Origin of the sequence: Mesorhizobium montanum (assembly GCF_033977145.1) — a bacterium.
In the GTDB taxonomy this organism is placed as follows: Bacteria; Pseudomonadota; Alphaproteobacteria; order Rhizobiales; family Rhizobiaceae; genus Mesorhizobium; species Mesorhizobium montanum.
This window is the reverse complement of sequence record NZ_JAVIJF010000021.1, coordinates 76,132-94,041: the sequence shown is the minus strand read 5'-3', so window position 1 is coordinate 94,041 and position 17,910 is coordinate 76,132. Positions and strand designations below refer to the sequence as shown.

Here is a 17,910-nt window from a genome sequence, read left to right as displayed (position 1 = left end):
AGCGCCAGCATGAAGTCGATCGTCATCCACGCGGCAAAGGATTTGAGGATTGAAGAGACCGATCTCGGCGCGCTTGGCGCCGGACAAGTCGAGATATCAGTCGAAGCTGGCGGCATCTGCGGCTCGGATCTGCACTATTACAACCATGGCGGCTTCGGCGCGATCCGGCTGCGCGAACCGATGATCGTCGGTCACGAGGTCGCCGGCACTGTCAAGGCGCTGGGCGGCGGCGTGTCCTCGCTCGCTGTGGGCGACCGCGTGGCAATCTCGCCCAGCCGGCCCTGCAATGGCTGCCGCTACTGTCTGCAAGGCATGCAGAACCAGTGCCTCAACATGCGTTTTTACGGTAGCGCCATGCCGATGCCGCACATCCAGGGCGCCTTCCGCCAGCGCCTCGTCGCCGAGGCGTGGCAATGCCAAAAGGTCGCCGACCACGTCTCCATCAACGAAGCCGCCTTCGCCGAGCCCTTCGCTGTCACGCTGCATGCGGTGAACCGAGCCGGATCGCTGCTCGACAAGCGCGTGCTTGTCACCGGTAGCGGGCCGATCGGCGCGCTTTGCGTCCTCGCCGTAAGAGCCCACGGCGCGCGCGAGATCGTAGCCACCGATGTCATGGACGGGGTACTAGCGAAGGCTTTGGAGATCGGAGCCGACCGCACGATCAATGTCGCTGCCGATGGCGACAAGCTCGCCGCCTACAATGTCGACAAAGGCAGCTTCGATGTGATGTTTGAAGCCTCCGGCAATGAGCGCGCCGTGCGGGGCGGGCTCGACGTCCTGAAGCCACGCGGCGTGCTGGTTCAGCTCGGCCTTGGCGGCGACCTGTCGATCCCGCAGAATCTCATCGTCGCCAAGGAGATCGAGATGCGCGGCAGCTTCCGTTTTCACGACGAGTTCGCTCTTGCCGTCGACCTGATCAACCGCCGTCGCGTTGACGTCAAACCGCTGCTGAGCGCGGTCTATCCGCTCGATGAGGCGATCGCCGCTTTTGAGGTCGCCAGCGACCGCAACAAGTCGATGAAGGTGCAGATCGCCTTTTAGGGCGAGATGCGGGTCAGGTGCTTCCGCGCTCTATGACGCGGTAGGCGGTCAGGAATATCTCCTGCCCTCGTTTCTTCTCTCCGCCCCTGATTACCTGGATCAGCCGGCGCGCTGCCTGCTGACCGATGCCATAGCAATCGACGTTCATGGTGGTGATGCCGGGATGGCAGAAAGCGGCTACCTCATAATCGCCAAATCCCGCAATCGCGATGTCTTCCGGCACCCGCATACCACGGCGCTGGCATTCCATAAGGGCACCGAAGGCAGACAGATCCGACACGCACAGCACCGCCTCGGTATCTGGCCAGCGCTCAAGCATGCTCACGACTGCTTGGCCGCCCTGCTCGATCGAGATCGGCGGCACGCCGAACGACACCAGATGGCCGGGTGACAGACCGAGTTCCTCGATTGCCTTGATGAAGCCTTCGCGCCGCTGGCTGCCGCGCGTGTCGCGCGACGTGGTGCCGCCGATATAGCCGAATTTTCGGTAGCCCTTTGCAGCCAGGGTCTTGACCAAAAGCCCCATCGCCTCCTCATTGGAGAAGCCGACCACCTGGTCGATCGGCTTGGCCGGCAATTCCCAGGTCTCCACCACCGGAATCCCGGCGCTCTTCAGCATCCGGCGGGCCCGGTCTGTATGGGCGCCACCGGTCAGAATAATGCCTTCCGGCCGCCGGCGCAGCATTGCCTCGATCAGCTTTTCTTCCTTCTCGGTGGTGTACTCCGTGTAGCCAAGCAAAAGCTGCAGCCCGGTGCTCTCCAGCTCGTCGGTGATGCCGCGCGCCGTATCGGCAAAATTCGAATTGTTTATCGACGGCACGATGGCAGCAACGAACCCGGTCTTGCGCGACGACAGGCTGCCAGCAGACTGGTCGAGCACATAGCCGAGGTCGTTGACCGCGGCCATGATCTTTTCGCGCGTGGCCTTCGAAACCCGGCTGCCTTCCTTAAGGGCCCGCGAGACGGTCATCGCAGACACACCAGCACGGTTCGCCACGTCCGCCATTGTTGGCGCATGGTTGTCATCAGAAATCGTCGAAGCCACTTTGCCCATGAACGCCCTCCGTCAGCCAACTGCATCGTTCGACGGGAAAACAGATATCGAACTTCCTACCACCTCGTATGACCCGATGTTCCAAGCAGGGGTAGAGTACGAATCCAATCGGATCTTGGAAATGTTATCGATATCACGCGAGCTTAACAAGTGCAGCGATCAGGCGGCACGCAGAGATTCCAAGTGGCAAAGTTGTCGGGCACGCGTTCTCAAGCGACTGTGTCACCATGGGCCAAGACATGGGACGAACCGAGACCACCGGCGTCGGCTCGACCCGAAGGGACTTGGCTAACAATGCGCGCCACCTCCCGGCGTGCGTTCCCACAGGAATCGCATCGGCACGCCGGGCTTCTCGTTGCGGATCTCGGCGTCGTTCCGGCGCGCGATCGCAGCATCCACGTCGACCACGAAGGCCGGCCCATGCGAGACCGGCTCACCGTCACCCGCCCGGCCCGCTGTGATTCTCGTCTCGTGCTCCATGAGAGTACGAACATAAGTTAATCCTTGCATTGCGATCACTGAACGATTATTGTCGTATGATCATAATTCTAAATAGGAGCTCATAATGACATCAATTTCGCAGGTTGCGCTCGTAACAGGCGCCACCTCAGGCATCGGCAAGGCCGCAGCGACCGCCTTGGCCGCCGCAGGTTTCCAGGTGATCGGAACCGGCCGCAACACCGCGCAACTCACCGCGCCTCCCGGGGTGACCTACCTCGACCTCGACGTGACCAGCGACGAATCGGTCGCCTCAGCGGTCAAGCAGGTGATCGACCGGTTCGGGCACATCGACGTCCTGGTCAACAACGCCGGCGTTGGCTCAACCGGCGCAGCCGAGGAGTTCTCGATCACCCGGACGAAGGACATCTTCGACATCAACGTCTACGGCGTCATGCGCACGACCAAGGCGGTGCTGCCGCACATGCGCGCCCTAGGGCGCGGACGCATCATCAATGTCTCCTCCCTCAGCGGGTTCGTCCCCAGCCCGTTCATGGCCCTCTACGTTTCGACCAAGCACGCGGTCAATGGCTACTCCCAGTCGCTGGACCACGAGGTTCGCGAATACGGCGTCCGGGTCCTGCTCGTCGAGCCCGGCCCGATCAACACTCCGTTCGCAGGCCACAGCGTGGAGGCCGACATTCCCATGCCGCTCTATGCGGCGGGACGGCGCAATTACGACGAGCTGCTGGAGAAGAACCTCAGCAACGGCGACGACCCCGCCGTCGTCGCCAAGGTGATCGTCGCGGCGGCCACCGACCGGAACCCGAAACTACGGCGCACCGCCGGTACGACCGCCTGGACCATCAACGCGGTGTACCGCGTCGCCCCGGCCCGGATCTTCGACCGCGTCATCCGCAGGTTCAACCGGATGCCGACCTGATCGCCGCCGAGATCCACTAACCAGTCATACCGTATCCGGAGCGCAAGCCCGGCTGAGATGGAGGAACGCATGGTGCGTTACACGAAAGAACACAAGCAGGAGACGAGGCAGCGGATCATTGCGACGGCCGGTCGACGGCTCAAGCGGGACGGCATCGACGGCTCCGGAGTCGCGACACTCATGAAGGACGCGGACCTGACCAACGGCGCCTTCTACGCCCACTTCGAATCCAAGGACAGCCTCGTCGCGGAGGCAGTCGCCGACCAACTGCACACACTGCACGCCAACATCGTCGAACAGGCGGAGCCCGGCGTGGCCGGCCTTGAGCAGATCGTGCGCTGGTACCTGTCGGCCCACCACCGTGAAAACCTCGGCGACGGCTGCCCCAACGCTGCCTTGCTCGACGAGATCGGGCGCAGCCCAGATGCAATCAGGCACGCGTACACCGACGGCGTGCTGGTCGTCATCGACGGCCTCGCCGCCCGCATCGCACCCGAAGATCCGCCCTCGGCCCGCGTGAAGGCGCTCAGCCTCCTCGGCCTCATGGCCGGGACGCTACAACTCTCCCGCGCCCTGACCGACCGGCAGCTTTCCGACGACCTCCTCGAGCAGGGTCTGCGCAACGCCCTGGCCCTCGTGGACACCGAGCTCTGACCATGACCCTCAGTTCCGCGACAAGCCCCCGCACACCCGGCACCTCGCCCTCGATCAGGCAGGGAAACACGATGACCGAGCTTCCCTTCAACCCACAGCTGCCGGCCGCGCGGTTCCTTCCCCGCACCATCATCACCGCCGGAACGCTTCCCGCGCTCCGGGTCCTCACCAAGCTCACCAGGATCACTCGGCGGCCGGACGCGCAGATCGTATCCGTGGACGCCGACGTGTCGGTACACGTCTTCCGCCCGGCGTCGGCCCAGCCTCGGACCCCGGCCCTGTTGTGGATACACGGCGGCGGAATGGTGCTCGGCGACGCGGCCCAGGACAGCGGCTTCTGCCGCCGGATCGCCGATCAGCTCAATATCGTCGTCGTCTCGGTGGAGTACCGGCTGGCGCCCGAGCACCCGTTCCCGGCGCCGCTGGAAGACTGCTACACCGCGCTGCAATGGCTCGCCCGCCAACCCGACGTCGACCCCGCTCGTATTGCCATCGGCGGCGCCAGCGCCGGAGGCGGTCTGGCCGCGGCGTTGGCGCTGCTAGCGAAGGAACGCGGCGAGATCCGTCCGGTCCTGCAACTGCTGTCCTATCCAATGCTGGATGACCGGACTACAACCCGCACCGATATCGATCCGCGGCGGCTCCGCCTCTGGAGCCCGGCTAGCAACCGGTTCGGCTGGCGCTCCTACCTCGGCCCCGCCACCGCGGGAGGTAACGTACCCCCGCTGGCCGCACCAGCCCGCTACGGCGACCTCTCCGGCCTGCCGCCCGCATGGATAGGCGTCGGCACCAATGACCTGTTCCACGACGAGGACGTCACATACGCCCGGCGGCTGCAGCAGGCCGGCGTCGCCAGTACCTTGCACGTAGTGCCCGGTGCCTACCACAACTTCGACTCCATTGAAGCGAAAGCCGCCATCTCCCAGGCCTTCGTCGAGGCCCAGACGACGGCACTTGACGAAGCACTCAACGGCGGCTGAACGGACGCACACGACAGGTCACCCCGCCCGCGGCTACCTCGCGCGGCTAACACGTTTTTGGAAGGCAACTGCCATGAAGGCTTTCGTCGTTGATAAGTACAGCAAGAAGGGCATTCTGCGGCTGGCAGAGATGCCGGAACCAGTTCTCCAGGACAATGATGTCTTGGTCGAGATTCATGCCGCAGGCCTCAACCCTCTAGATTCCAAAATCCGGGATGGGGAATTCAAACTCATTTTGCCCTATCACCCACCCTTCGTCCTGGGGCACGACGTAGCGGGAACCGTCGTGCGGGTTGGGTCAAAAGTCCGCAAGTACAAGCCGGGCGATGAAATCTATTCACGGCCACGCGATGGCCGGATAGGTGGGTTGGCCGAATACATTGCCATCCACGAAGCCGACGTAGCGTTGAAGCCGAAAAATCTCACCATGGAGGAGGCCGCGTCCATTCCTCTGGTCGGCCTGACCGCTTGGCAGGTGCTGGTCGAAACGGCCAATCTGAATAAAGGCCAAAAAGTCTTCATCCAGGCCGGTTCCGGCGGAGTGGGCATGTTCGCTATCCAGCTTGCCAAGCATCTTGGCGCAACCGTCGCGACGACGGCGAGCGCGGCGGGCGCCGATCTTCTTAAAGCTCTCGGCGCCGACATCATCGTCGACTATAGGAAAGACGACTTCGAGAAAGTCTTGTCGGGCTACGACGTCGTCCTGAACAGTCAGGACGCAAAAACGCTTGAAAAATCCCTGACTGTGCTGAAACCGGGCGGCAAGCTCATTTCCATCTCCGGTCCGCCGGATCCCGAATTTGCCAAGGCACAGGGACTGAATTTGATGCTTAGGCTGGTGCTGCGCTTCCTCAGCCGCGGTATCCGCGCCAAAGCCAGACGGCGTGGCGTGAGCTATTCGTTCCTGTTCATGTGCGCGCAGGGTGATCAGCTGAGCAAGATCACATCCCTCATCGAATCCGGCGTGATCCGCCCGGTTGCGGATCGGATCTTTCCATTTGAAGCGACCAATGAGGCTCTGGCTTATGTCGAGACAGGACGCGCCAAAGGCAAGGTCATCATTAAAATCGGCTAGCAACGCTGGCTTTGTAAGAAACCAAAGACCACCTCGCTTGATATCCGCCCATGCCCCTCCGAGACCCCAGCTCGGTCGCCCTGTTTGTCTGCTTTCAGGAAGGGGCGAAGCTGGCTCTACGGCCGACCTTGGGCGCGAAACGGTCGTTCGCGTCGTGGAGAACGTTCGTCGGCCTCGAGCAGACTTTGCCGTTCCCCACCGATCCCTTGCTCGTCAAACGTCCCGATTACTTGTGCCGCGTCTCGAGCTCGGCGACCAGCCTTGCATCCAACCGCCGCACCGTCAGCGCTTTTGTCAAGATCACCAGTTTCGCCGTCTCTTCCAGTTCCTCGGCGGCGAAGACTGCGTCGCGAAAACTGCGTCCCGAAACCACCGGACCATGATTGGCCAGCAGGACGGCGGCATGTTCATGGGCATTGGCCACTACCAGCGGCCTTACGGCGGCAGAGCCTGGGTGGGTGTAAGGCAAAAGCGGCACGTGGCCGACGCGCATCACTACCTAAGGTGTAATTGGCGGGATGGCATCGTCGGGGTCGGTGTCTTCAAGGCAGGATAGTGCCGTGGCGTAGGTCGAGTGAAGATGCCCGACGCCGCCCCGACTTGAAGCCATGCACGTCCGTCCCCTTGATGGCTAGCAGAACCCCTGGAAGCTGTGTCCGAAAGTCCCTTGATCGGATGAGCAGCAACCAACCTCGATGCTCGGTTGAAACCATGAAGTAATCCTGATCTCACCTTAGCCTAACTTAAGTTGGGCCTGAGGGTTCCACCTGAAGGGGTCGGACCGGTTTGGACGACTTGCGCGACGTCGAAGCGTTTTGCTCCATTGCACGGCAAGCTTGCGGATTGATGGGCGCAGCGCATCCGCCGGCGTCTCGTCCTGCGCCATACACGGCGTCTTGGCGCGTCGGCCGACCCTCGGTGGCAGTGGGAAGGGTGGCGGCGGTGGCTAGTTTGCAAGCCGGACCGGAGGCGGGCAGATTCGTCCGGAAATGTCGATTTTTTAATTAGGCCACGGGGAAAATATAATGTTCCCAGTGGGAAGTATTAATTAAAGTTCCTTTTTGGGAGCTCCCGAAACAACTGGCGACAACCAGGAGTTAATTCAGGATGGAGTGCCGTTTCTTCATTTCAATTTACGCTAATTAACCACAATAGACCGATGATGACCCATATTAATTTGGGCTTCCGACTTAATAGGAGGGTCTCGATGACGTTGTTTCACACCACCGTCGGTGCTGCCTTGCTGGTCGCATGCCTGGACCAATCTGCGATCGCCACAACGCAGAATGTCATCTTCAATGGTACGGTCACCGCGACCTGTACGCTCGTTGTAGGCTCCAACGGCACGATGACGGTGAGTCCCGACCTCCAGTCGCTGAGCTCGCATAACAGCCGCGGTTCGGCTGGAATGGTCACGCTCGCCACCACCGGAGGTGTTTCGCTGAGCGTCGATCCGGTGACCCTCACCACCGTGCCGGCCGCTGACAGCACCGCCACCACCTGGACACCGACCTATTTGGCCAGCGGCGCCCACACGATCGCAGAAACGGGGGCGTCCACCGCCCTGACCATCCCCGGCGCCGATCTTGTCTCGGTCCATCTCGCCGGCACCAAGGGCGGCAGCAATCGCTTCGCGAACGGCAACTATCAGGCAACGGTAACGCTGCGTTGCGAATGACGTCCCCGCGAAGGAGGGGTCCTTGAAACATCCTCTGAACCTGGCGGCGGCGCTGGCCGTCGGATTGATGCCCATTGCCGCCGGCGCCCACTCGATGTCGCCGATGCGGGGTGAGGTCAACAGCTTCACCGACGCCTTCGCGGTCCGCGTCTTCCCCGCCAATCCCTACAGCCAGAAGATAAAGGTCGAAATCCGCGTCTACGATCAGAATTTTCAGCCAGTGGACGCCAAGATCTCTCCGAGTATCTTTCAACTGGGTTCGCAGGCTTCCCGTCCTGTCCTCGTGGTCGTGCCCTTCGCCGGCGCTGCCGAGCGTAAAGTGCGTATCTGTACCGAGAGCATCCCCTTTCCCAATCAACAGACGCAGATAAAGGGGACCTTTTCCAGCCGTTCGGCGCTGACGACGAGCGGTTGCCCGGCGAGCTGCCGCCAGGCACCAAGAATTGCGCCGGCGGGGCCGGGATCGGCACCGGCCGGGCAAAGCTGCCAGGCATCGCGCAGGGTGGCTTCGTCCTCGGCCCGGCCGGCGAGCCGCATGCTGGCGGCGGCGCATTTGAGCGCCAGTCGCTGCCGCCACGCGCCAGACCAAGCAGGCTGCACGCTGGCAAGCGTGTCCAGCGAAGCCAAGGCGGCGCCGGCCTGGAAGGCGGCGTCGGCGTCTCTAGACGCGGTGTCGGCGGCGAGAGCCCAGCCCGGGACGGCGGGCAGCGTGGCAGGACTGGCGGTCGCGGGATCGAGTCGAATCATGGGTTTGGAGGGTAAATCGCGCGTGCGCTTTGTACCATCAATTTCGCGCCAAAACGCACAGCCTGTCGCACAATCAAAACGAACGATAATGTTGCATTATCAGCCATTTAGGCGCAAACCTGACGAAGACCGGAGTGTTCGAAGCCGCTTCTCAGACCGGTCGCCAGGCATCTTGCCCAGCCGGTGCCAGTTCCCCGGGCAGCCTCGTCGTCATTCGTCATTGAGGGACGGTCAATTCTTCCCCGATAGCAGCGATCAGGGCAGATAGCTTGGCGCGCACCCGCGGAGGCAGTTGCATGGAACGCAAGATCAGACGCCGACCTTCCGAGCTGGCAATGAAGCCAATGCGCTCATCGGGGGGTAGAGGGGAAGGCTCACTGCGGCTCTCGCCATCCTCCGGGAGACCTTCGAAAAAGCGGCTGACCGGGACGCCCAGCGACTTGCCAATCTCGTAGATCATGGACGCACTGATGCGGTTCCGTGCGTTCTCGTATTTTTGGAGCTGTTGAAAGCTGACGCCTATCGATCGGGCAAGCTGAGCCTGCGATACGTCCGACAGCACGCGAACCGTCGCGATCTGTCTGCCTACGTGAATATCAGCGGGGTGGGGGTCACGCTTGATCTTTGGCTTTGGCGCTGCCCTGAAAGGACGCGAACGTTTCGGTTTCAACAATGCTTTCGATGCTCCAACAGGCCATTCTCCGTGCAGTGGCCCTGGTCGTTGTGTTGATCGTCAGCCAAATTTGCGCGCAGGCGGCAGGACTATTCTGCCGGAGTATCCGGATATTTCGACCCCTGCACCGAAAGCACGCGAGCGGCTTGCGAAACCCTCGAGAATATCTCGCGCCGCGTGTCCGCCCGCGGGGACGGGAACCAGTCCGCCTGTCTCGGATCCGTGGCGCCCATTTGCCTCGCCGATCACGACGGGCAGAAGGTCTATCGCTTCGAGGATTCCGTTCGCATCGTAGCGGCAAGCAGCGACAATGCTCTGCCAGACTTCGGGAGGATCCCATTCGCTCTCGTCCGGATGGACGTGAAAGAGGAAATTTCCGAGACCGTAGAAGATTGGCGAGCCATTGTAGATTTCCACCGCTTGAAGAACGGGGGCACCGTGGCTTACGAAAAGGTTTGCTCCAGCGTCAATGCATGTGCGGGCAAAGGCCTGAACCCAGCGCGGCACGTCCTGCCAGCCAGGTTCCCAATGGTGGTGGTGCAGATAGGCAATCACAAAATCGCCTTGCGTAGCCGCGTGCCGGATGGCCGACAATTGAATATTCGCACTCTGCGGATCGATCTCGATCAACCGGCTAAAGTCAGCTGCCTGGGTGAAGACGGTCCCGTAGAAATTCAGTTCTTTCCCGCTCGCCAGCTCGGGCGGGTCCTCTGGTTGCGCGTAGTTGGCGATCTCAAGATGCGAGCTTTGCAAATGATCGCCAAGCCTTGCGAGCCTCCGGAAATGCCCGTCCGGCACCCCGATCTTGCGAACCGTCTTCAGCCGGTTGACGCCAGGCCGAGCCGGACGCGAAGCCGTGCGGTTCTCGGCATACATGTTGGCCGGCCCAGGGCCTGCATCGAGCGCAAGCAGGGAGACATGGCGATAGCCCAGATGGCGCCGGCCGAGTTTCGCGGCGTTCGTCTCGTCGATCCCGATCCCGGCATGCAAGAAGCCGCGCGTCTCTACTTCGTCCAGCGTGGACTGGATGCCGCAAGGGCCGAGATCGAACGCGTGGTTGTTGGACAGGGCAAGCGCGTTAAAACCAATGTCCTGCAATGCATCCAGCACTTCAGCCTTGGAATAACCGAAGTACTTGCCCTTGGTCGGCCAACCGCCATGTTGGCCGAGGATCGTCGACTCAAAATTGGTGAAGACAACGTCACCTTGCTGCAGGAATCGTTCAACCTCCGCGAACCGTTCGTCTTGAACATGGCGGATGTCATGCGTGATTAATGATTGGCCGGTCACGACCGCACAAAATGGATCTTTCATGGAACTCGCCCTGTAGGTGTGAACGTGGGTGCTGGCGCGCAGCCAGCACCACTTACAAGTGTTTGGCTGCTATCCGGCTACTTTGAAACGGCCGGAGAAATGTCCATCTTGAACCACTTCAGGCTCAGCGCTTTGATCGTGCCGTCCTTGGTGGCAGCGTCGAGCGCCGCATTGAACTTGATGAGCAACTCTCTGTCGCCTTTCCGCATGCCGGCGCCCACACCCGGCCCCCAGAGACCACCGTTCAGCTCCGGTCCAAAAAACATCGCAACCGAGCCACCAGGCGCCTCCAAGAAATCGCGCCATGTGAAATAGTCGGCAAGGCCGCCGTCCACGCGCCCCGCTGCAAGGTCAAGCTTCAGATTGTCGAGGCTGTCGTAACTGCGAATAGTCACGACATCGCCCAGCAGTTGCTTCACGACAGCCTCCGAATTGGATGACCGCAAGACGCCGATGGCTTTGCCGCTGAGGACTGACCTGAGCCGCTCGATGGTTGTCTTCTCCCTGTCGCCAATGGTCGAGAGGTTGACCTTCTGCTTGGTGTCACCGGCGTCGAGCCCAAGTTCCTTGCGCACGATGAATTGGTTAAAGCCACTGGCGTAGGGGATCGAGAACGCGATCTGCTGCTTTCGCCTCTCGGTGATCGCCATGCCCGACATGATGACATCGTACTTGCCGACGAGCAGCGCCGGGATGATCCCATCCCAATCCTGCGCGACGAATGAGCATGTGAGCTTCATTCGATTACAAAGTTCGCGACCGACATCGACGTCGTACCCGTAGAGCTCGCCATTCGCATCTGTCCCGTCCCAGGGTGGCGAGGCACCCTCGGTGGCGATCGATATCGCGCGTTCACTTTCGGCACCGGCCGGGAATGCTGCGAGCAAGGACGCGATGGAAATGGCAATAGCCAGGGGCATGCGCATAAGGCACCTCTTTCGTTTGGTTTGGGTGGAAAGCGGTAAGGCTGCGTCGTCACGGCACGGGTGTCGTGATCTCGTGGTCAGGCAAGGCCGGCCGTAACCGCGCCTTGCGTCGTTGCTTCGGCGTGCCGTCCGTCGAAAGCCGTTGCTCCAGAATCTGGGTCGCTTTCACTGCCGTCGAGGTGAGCGCCAGATAGATCGCTCCGGCGACGATGAAGATCTCGTAAGGCGCGAACGTCGCCGACACCATCTGTCGAGCCATTCCAGTTATCTCGAGCAGCGTTACCGTGCTTGCCAGCGAGGATCCTTTGATCATCCCGACGATTTCGTTTCCGTAAGCCGGAAGAGAAATCCTGAAAGCGATCGGAAAGGTGACAAGGCGGGCGATCTGCAAGCGTTTCAGGCCAAGCGCCCTGGCGGCTTCCACGACACCTTTCGGCACGGACTGGAGACCGCGGCACAGTATTTCGGTGGTGTGCGCCGCGCTGTTTAGCGAAAAGGTAAACAGGGCGCACCAGAAGGGATCTCGCAGGATCACCCAGAAGATGCTGGCGCGCACGGCCTCAATCTGGCTCAGGCCATAATAAAGCAGGAAGAGCTGAACGAGCATGGGCGTTCCACGGAATGCGTAGGTATAAGCCAGCACCGTGAACGAGAGGCTCGGTCGCCCAAACGCGCGGGCAAACGCCAACGGCACCGACAGAAGAAATCCCGCCGTCAGCGACAGGACTGTCAGGGTCAAGGTGAGACCGATGCCCGAGGGCAGAACCAGCAAGGCGTCGAATATCAAGCCGAAGTTCATGGGGCGCCCTTCTATCGACCGAAGGCGGGATAGCGCCGCTCCGCCAACCGGATCGACAGCAAGGTGATCGTCGTCAGGAAGAGATAGAAAGCGGATGCCGCAAGGTAGAAGGTCAACGGCGCGCGCAAGGATCCGGCGCCGACATAGGCAACGCGCATGATGTCAGTCAGACCGACGACAGAGACGAGCGCCGTATCCTTGAACAGCGATATCCAAAGATTGCCGTAGGCGGGCAACGCCAGCCTCAGCATCTGAGGGCCAACGACGAACAGCCACCGCTGCAAGGTACTCAGCCCAAGCGACTTCGCAGCTTCGGTCTGGCCCGCTGGCACCGCCGCGATCGCACCGCGGAAGATTTCGGTCGCATAGCCGCTGAAGACAACGGTAAGCGCAATGACCCCCGCAGTGAAAGCGTTCACCTCCACATACCTGCCAGCGATCTTGCTGGCGAAGGTGGTTCCCCCGAAATAGATGAGGAGGATAATGAGGAGTTCTGGAACGCCCCGAACCACCGTGGTGTAAGTCGTCACGACACCTTTGAAACGGGCCGCAGGCGTGCCCTTCGAGATGGCCAACAGCAGACCGAATGCGGTGCCGAGGAATCCGCTAACGAGAGCAAGACTTACCGTAACCAGGAAGGCTACAGTAAATTGAGCAGCAAAACCACCCATGTGGCTCTTCCATCTATTCGCAATTTCGCAATACATGCCGCATCTTTCAGCGGCACATCTCTGTCTGACGACCTAAGATTGCGAAATCAACTAAGGGTATCCTGCAATAAATGTCCAGGATTACCCTCTAAATTACTGGTGCAGCTTTTTCATTCAATCTATAATTTTCAAAATTCTCTCTATAACGAATGATTATACAGGCGCTCCTTTCTCGCGTCCTGAAAATCAAGCGCCATGCAATTTGCCCGTGTCGGCGCAGCCTGCTGAGGCAGTCTCAGCGCCATCGCCTCGTGTAGTTGCGTTAAGCGCCTCTAATTCCGTCCTGTGGCGGGCAGGTGCCGGCCACGACAGAGATATCATCGTCACGCCAGTTTCAATCAGAACTCGTTGTCGGGCCGGACAAGGTCAACGTGGTCGACGCCGAGAGCTTGTGCCAGCTCAAAAAGCGTAATCACGGTCGGATTCCTCCGACCACGTTCCAGGCCGCTGAGATATTGTTGACTGAAGCCGGAACGCGCTTCCAACTCTTCCTGGGTCAGGCCTTTTTCTCGACGCAAGCGGGCGAAGTTCCGGCCGACCAATTTGCGCATATCCATGCGCCGGAAGATCGCGATTTACATACTTTGAGTTTATCAACTATAATATGTAAATGATTGGTCTGAGAGAGATATCGGCCTGTAGGCGGGCGTGGGCGCTCGGAGAGGTCGACACAGAGATTGTACCGGCTTCGTCTGCTAGACGCGCCACATGGGCATGGTCTCCTCCATCATCTGCCGCTCAATCACTACACGGCCGGTGAAGGGCTCTCGGGAAAAGGGCGTAAAATGGAGTTGCTTCAGAGCGGCCTGAAGGTCCGACAATTGCAGGTGTTTCGTCAGGTGCTGCGGACCGGATCGACGAGACGGGCAGCTGCCGCGCTCGGGATAAGCCAACCGGCAGTAAGTCAGCAGGTGAAGCAGCTTGAGACCGCGCTCGGCCTCAAACTCTTCGAGAGATCAACCAACCGCATCCTTCCATCGCGGGAGGCCTGGGAACTCCTGCGCAATGTAGAAATAGCCCTGACGTCTTTGGATCGGCTGGAGGCATCGATTTTCTCGATGAAGAACGATGAGAAGCAGCGGATCGCAATTGCCGCGCCCGCCGTCTTCGGTTTCGTGACATTGCCAAAGGTCGTGGCGACTATCCGTTCGAAAACGGCTTCGAGTGTCCGGTCAGTTTCGGGCAATTATGAGCAGGTGGGTGAGCATATCCTGTCTGGGCGGGCAGATCTCGGAATTTCAAGGCTACCTCTGGATACCCGGCTGTTTGAATGGGCACCAATCGGCTCGGCACGCAACGTGTGCATTTTCCAACGCGACCACCGTTTTTCAAAAAAGACATGTGTCGAAGCGCATGACCTGGCGGGGGAAAAGATCGTCGACATCGATCCTCAGTTTGCATCGCATCAAATGAACTTCAACGCACTGCGCTTTGTCGGAATCGAGCCGGATATACTGGTGGAATACGACTCCCATGGTTACGAGGTCGGCTTTGTTTCGGCCGGGCTTGGTGTCTCCATCACCAACGAAATCATCGTGCGTGAATATGCGGCGTTCGAACTGGGTGCAAAGCCGGTTGAGCCATCGGCCCTCTACCATTACGTTGCGATCTGGCAGAAAGGCAGGGTCTTTTCCAACGCATTGGAAGTCTCCCTCGAGGCGATCCTGTCGGCTTTTCACCCGGTAGCGCAAAGCGCACCGACTGTTCTACCGCTACACGCTGCATCCCGCGGCGCTGATCGTTCCTCTTAACCGCTTCGGAACTAAGCCTTGCGCTCCTGCTTGGCCTTTGCGAAGCCACGATCCGTGGCGATAAAGCGCTCAAGCATGGGCACGATCAAGCGCAGCGGATCAGCAGAAGGCCTTCCTGCTTCTCCTCCAAGAATCTCGGCATACCTGGTCAGGTCGCGATGCAGACGTGCGGGCAATTCCACGGAGACTTTGACAGGCTTGTCATCGGCAATCGGCGCGAGCTTCAGCTTGGCCATTTCAGTCACCGTAAGGTTCGAGGACAAGATCGCGCGTGACCAGAACGCGCACGGGAAAACCTGGCCGTATCGTTAGCGTTGGCGCTATTTCGAGCTGGCGCTGGACGATCTGCTGACCGACCTGACTGACACTGTCGGAAGCCCCGCTGCGCAGCGCGCGCACGATATCGCTTTCCTGACCGGACGAGCCAGCCTCGGCCCCAACGCTGAGTATGGTGGAGAGTGCGGCCGCCTTGAACAATTCGCCCCAGTGATAGTCGACGCCATCCTCAAGGCCAGCGTAGCCCTGCCCGTCCGCGCCAGGCTGGCGCTCCAGAACAATCGAATGGCCGTTCGGGAAAATCAGCCTGTTCCAGGCAAGCAGCACGCGGCGCTGCCCGAAACCGACTCCGCTATCGTACTGGCCAATAACGCGGGTCCCTTGGGGGATTAGAAGCGTCCGACCGGTCGGACTATCGTAGACGTTCTCCGTCACCTGCGCGGTGATCTGACCGGGCAAGTCGGAACGGATCCCGGTGATCAGCGCGGCTGGGATGACGGCTCCAGCCTGAAGCGCATAAGGTGACGCGGGAGGCACGACACGGTCTGCCGCGACGGTGCGGCGGTCGGCCGCCGCATTGAGGAACGCAAGCTGGCGATCCTGCGGGGTTTGTCCGGAAAGATTCAGACCCGAGAGGTCCGGTGTAGCGACATTACCCGAAGGCTCGGCTGTTGCCCCAGTCCTGGCTTCTGTCTGGAAGAAGACACGCGATGTGCGGGCCGCCTCCTCTTCAGCCCGCCGGCGTTGTTCAGCCTCGTCAACTGTTGGCGTTGGAATGGTAGGCGAAACGACGGGCTGCCCCTTGTTCTGAGCGTCGAGCATCGGGCGGCCGAGATCGCCCGGCAGCGGCGGCCCAAGGACAGGGCCGGTGTAGTCGCGTGGCAGGTTGGCGAGCCCATCAGCCGGCTGCCGGTTAGAGGTCGAATAGAGTTCCTCGCCGTGAATGTCTCTATCGCGCGTCTGAAGCGCGTATACCAGCGCGCCGCCGATGCCGAGCGACGCGACGAAGGCAACGCCGGCCAGCGCCTTGCGCGACAGACGGGTCACGCGCGGCGGCTCGGCACGAAGTCGCATCGGCGCAGTGGCGGTTTCGTTCTCGTTCATGACTGCTCCCCTCCCCTTTGCCTTGGCGCGTTGGTGACTTGCAACACTGAATTGGGAGTTGGCATCCAGGACAGTCGGTCCGTCTTGATCCCGTCGCTTCGGACAATCCGCACAGCCTGTTGCCGTTTGCCGCTGCCAAGACGCAGTTCGGCCGCGCCGAAAAGGCGATCGACAATCAGGATGTTTTGGTAGACCCGGCTGTTGACGATCTGGGCTTCGCCGTCCGGACCGATGACGAAGAGCGGCGGCATCTCGCCTTGCACGATCCCGCGCGGGAACTCGATATAGACGCGTCTGCCGTCGTCATAGACGGCGATGGGTTTCCAAGGCGGCGTATCACCTGTGAGACCATAGCGGTAGTTTCTCCTGGCAACGTCCGGCATCGTCGGCGCTGCGGGCATAGTCTGTTGCTTGCTGCGCGGCAGGGCCGGATATGCCCATGCCACAGCCGGCATATAGGGCTTCTCGCCCGCCCTGAGCTCAATCATGTAGCTGCGCCGGTCGGTGGTGATGACGAGATTGGTTGTGATGTCCGCGCGCGAGGGCTTCACCAACACATGGACGCGCCGGGTGACGCCCGAGCCGCTCTCGGTGTCACCGATGATCCAGCGCGCGGTGTCGCCGGCCGCAATCGGGCCGCTGCCAGTCAGGTTCTCGCCGGGTTCGAGCGCGATGTCCGTTATCTGGCCGGGTGCGGCATAGACCTGGTAGAGCGCCCCTTCGCTCCAGGGATATATCTGGATCGCGTTGTAGTAACCCTCGCGTCGAGGCTGGATACGCGCGGCCACGTTTGCGTTCTCGACGCGCGCTGTCGGCGTATCGCCAGCCACGCCCCCCAGTGTTGGTGTCCAGCCGGGTGGAATGTGTGGCGGCTTTGGTTTCTCTTCGGCGGTCCTTGCCGGGACGGATGGCAACGGTGGCACGTAGGCATCATAGGCAATGCGTGGCGGCTTCTGGAGCGTGGCACAGCTCGTGAGTACGATCCCCGAGAAGAACACCGACGCGAGTGCGGATCCACGACAAGCTGGAAATGCGACAGCACGCTTTGCGAGGCTCATTGGCTCATCTCCCGCGACCAGTTGATGGCGTTGACGTAGATACCGAGCGGGTTCACTCGAAGCCGTTCGGCGTCATGCGGCGGCTGGACCACGATCGTCAGGATCGCGGTCCAGTGTTCCGTGGTGGAGAGCTGACCGTTTTCATAACGACGCTCGGTCCAGGCGACGCGGAAAGAATCCGCGGAGGCACGGATGACCGAGGAGACCTCGACCGCCACCTGCTGCTTGCCGACTTTGGAAAAGGGTTCGTTTGCGCGGGCATAATCATTGAGCGCCGCGGCACCCTGGTCGGTGGTCCATTCATAGGCGCGCAGCCAATCCTGGCGCACGATGATCGGATCGGCCGGGATCGATCGAACCTGTTCGATGAAACGGGCGAGATGCCAGGCGATTTGCGGATCGGTCGGCTTGTAGTCGGCAGTCGCCGGCGCGACCGTCTGCGCCTGTCCGAGCGCATCGACCTGGACTACCCACGGCACGACTGATCCGCGGGCTGACATCCAGACAACCGAGCAGGCGAGGCCAGCCGAAAGGATCAGCGATCCGAAGGCCATCATGCGCCAGTTCCTCGCCTGCACACGAGCAGAGCCGATGCGCTCGTCCCAGACCTGCGCCGCCCTCTGGTAAGGCGTTTCCGGCTTAGGGGTCTTACCGTAGTGGACGGCGGGTCGTCGAAAGATGTTCATTGG

At 61.0% G+C, this 17,910-nt stretch carries 20 protein-coding genes and 1 pseudogene; 8 read left to right on the top strand and 13 right to left on the bottom strand.

The window, feature by feature from the left end:
- Positions 1–9: 9 nt before the first annotated feature.
- Positions 10–1,041: an L-idonate 5-dehydrogenase gene (locus RFM68_RS25840; protein WP_320235858.1), complete on the top strand. Its 1,032-nt coding sequence runs from the start codon at positions 10–12 to the stop codon at positions 1,039–1,041.
- Between the two features lie 13 nt (positions 1,042–1,054).
- On the opposite strand, the gene RFM68_RS25835 is transcribed toward RFM68_RS25840, so the two are convergent.
- Entirely contained in the window at positions 1,055–2,047 is a 993-nt protein-coding gene (locus tag RFM68_RS25835; RefSeq protein ID WP_320235904.1) for a LacI family DNA-binding transcriptional regulator, read from the bottom strand.
- 613 nt (positions 2,048–2,660) lie between these two features.
- On the opposite strand from RFM68_RS25835, the gene RFM68_RS25830 reads away from it, so the two are divergent.
- The 4 genes from RFM68_RS25830 (at position 2,661) to RFM68_RS25815 (ending at position 6,185) form a co-directional block, all read left to right on the top strand.
- Complete coding sequence (locus RFM68_RS25830; RefSeq protein WP_320235857.1) at positions 2,661–3,476, top strand: oxidoreductase; 816 nt, start codon at positions 2,661–2,663, stop codon at positions 3,474–3,476.
- Between the two features lie 69 nt (positions 3,477–3,545).
- Positions 3,546–4,130, top strand: a complete 585-nt coding sequence (locus RFM68_RS25825) for a TetR/AcrR family transcriptional regulator (RefSeq protein ID WP_320235856.1) — start codon at positions 3,546–3,548, stop codon at positions 4,128–4,130.
- 71 nt (positions 4,131–4,201) lie between these two features.
- Positions 4,202–5,110, top strand: a complete 909-nt coding sequence (locus RFM68_RS25820; RefSeq protein ID WP_320235855.1) for an alpha/beta hydrolase — start codon at positions 4,202–4,204, stop codon at positions 5,108–5,110.
- 73 nt (positions 5,111–5,183) lie between these two features.
- Entirely contained in the window at positions 5,184–6,185 is a 1,002-nt protein-coding gene (locus RFM68_RS25815) for an NADP-dependent oxidoreductase (RefSeq protein WP_320235854.1), read from the top strand.
- 226 nt (positions 6,186–6,411) lie between these two features.
- Here RFM68_RS25815 and RFM68_RS25810 read toward each other — a convergent pair whose 3' ends face one another.
- Positions 6,412–6,678 (bottom strand): class II aldolase/adducin family protein, encoded by a 267-nt coding sequence (locus RFM68_RS25810; protein WP_320235853.1) that lies wholly within the window; start codon positions 6,676–6,678, stop codon positions 6,412–6,414.
- Between the two features lie 714 nt (positions 6,679–7,392).
- Here RFM68_RS25810 and RFM68_RS25805 point away from each other — a divergent pair.
- Together RFM68_RS25805 and RFM68_RS25800 are read left to right on the top strand one after the other, a co-directional pair.
- Complete coding sequence (locus RFM68_RS25805; protein ID WP_320235852.1) at positions 7,393–7,863, top strand: hypothetical protein; 471 nt, start codon at positions 7,393–7,395, stop codon at positions 7,861–7,863.
- A 67-nt stretch (positions 7,864–7,930) separates the two neighbouring features.
- Positions 7,931–8,236, top strand: a pseudogene (locus RFM68_RS25800) (hypothetical protein); the annotation flags it as partial.
- Here RFM68_RS25800 and RFM68_RS25795 read toward each other — a convergent pair.
- The 7 genes from RFM68_RS25795 to RFM68_RS25765 all read right to left on the bottom strand — a co-directional run bounded on the left by RFM68_RS25795 (position 8,218) and on the right by RFM68_RS25765 (position 13,589).
- Complete coding sequence (locus tag RFM68_RS25795) at positions 8,218–8,610, bottom strand: DUF1403 family protein (RefSeq protein ID WP_320235851.1); 393 nt, start codon at positions 8,608–8,610, stop codon at positions 8,218–8,220. The pseudogene RFM68_RS25800 and the gene RFM68_RS25795 overlap by 19 nt on opposite strands.
- 217 nt (positions 8,611–8,827) lie before the next feature.
- A complete protein-coding gene (locus RFM68_RS25790) occupies positions 8,828–9,280 on the bottom strand; it encodes a helix-turn-helix domain-containing protein (RefSeq protein WP_320235850.1) in 453 nt (150 codons plus the stop codon).
- A gap of 63 nt (positions 9,281–9,343) precedes the next feature.
- Entirely contained in the window at positions 9,344–10,597 is a 1,254-nt protein-coding gene (locus tag RFM68_RS25785; RefSeq protein ID WP_320235849.1) for a CapA family protein, read from the bottom strand.
- Positions 10,598–10,674: 77 nt separating this feature from the next.
- Positions 10,675–11,523: a transporter substrate-binding domain-containing protein gene (locus RFM68_RS25780; protein WP_320235848.1), complete on the bottom strand. Its 849-nt coding sequence runs from the start codon at positions 11,521–11,523 to the stop codon at positions 10,675–10,677.
- A 49-nt stretch (positions 11,524–11,572) separates the two neighbouring features.
- Positions 11,573–12,322, bottom strand: coding sequence for an ABC transporter permease (locus RFM68_RS25775; protein WP_320235847.1), 750 nt, complete (start codon positions 12,320–12,322; stop codon positions 11,573–11,575).
- Between the two features lie 11 nt (positions 12,323–12,333).
- The gene (locus tag RFM68_RS25770) at positions 12,334–12,993 is read right to left on the bottom strand and encodes an ABC transporter permease subunit (RefSeq protein ID WP_320235846.1); all 660 of its coding nucleotides are present in this window, start codon (positions 12,991–12,993) and stop codon (positions 12,334–12,336) included.
- Between the two features lie 377 nt (positions 12,994–13,370).
- Positions 13,371–13,589, bottom strand: coding sequence for a helix-turn-helix domain-containing protein (locus RFM68_RS25765; RefSeq protein WP_320235845.1), 219 nt, complete (start codon positions 13,587–13,589; stop codon positions 13,371–13,373).
- 228 nt (positions 13,590–13,817) lie between these two features.
- Between RFM68_RS25765 and RFM68_RS25760 the strand changes: the two genes are divergently transcribed.
- Positions 13,818–14,783, top strand: a complete 966-nt coding sequence (locus tag RFM68_RS25760) for a LysR family transcriptional regulator (RefSeq protein ID WP_320235844.1) — start codon at positions 13,818–13,820, stop codon at positions 14,781–14,783.
- An 11-nt stretch (positions 14,784–14,794) separates the two neighbouring features.
- Here RFM68_RS25760 and RFM68_RS25755 read toward each other — a convergent pair whose 3' ends face one another.
- Genes RFM68_RS25755 through trbF form a run of 4 tightly spaced genes read right to left on the bottom strand, consistent with a single transcriptional unit; the run spans position 14,795 to position 17,907 of the window.
- A complete protein-coding gene (locus RFM68_RS25755) occupies positions 14,795–15,019 on the bottom strand; it encodes a DUF2274 domain-containing protein (RefSeq protein WP_320235843.1) in 225 nt (74 codons plus the stop codon).
- A 1-nt stretch (position 15,020) separates the two neighbouring features.
- Entirely contained in the window at positions 15,021–16,163 is a 1,143-nt protein-coding gene (locus RFM68_RS25750) for a TraB/TrbI/VirB10 family type IV secretion system protein (protein WP_320235842.1), read from the bottom strand.
- The gene (trbG, locus tag RFM68_RS25745) at positions 16,160–17,221 is read right to left on the bottom strand and encodes a P-type conjugative transfer protein TrbG (RefSeq protein ID WP_320235841.1); all 1,062 of its coding nucleotides are present in this window, start codon (positions 17,219–17,221) and stop codon (positions 16,160–16,162) included. The genes RFM68_RS25750 and trbG overlap by 4 nt, the downstream gene beginning before the upstream one ends.
- Positions 17,218–17,907, bottom strand: a complete 690-nt coding sequence (gene trbF / locus RFM68_RS25740; protein WP_320235840.1) for a conjugal transfer protein TrbF — start codon at positions 17,905–17,907, stop codon at positions 17,218–17,220. Before trbF ends, trbG begins: the two co-directional genes overlap by 4 nt.
- Positions 17,908–17,910: the final 3 nt, after the last annotated feature.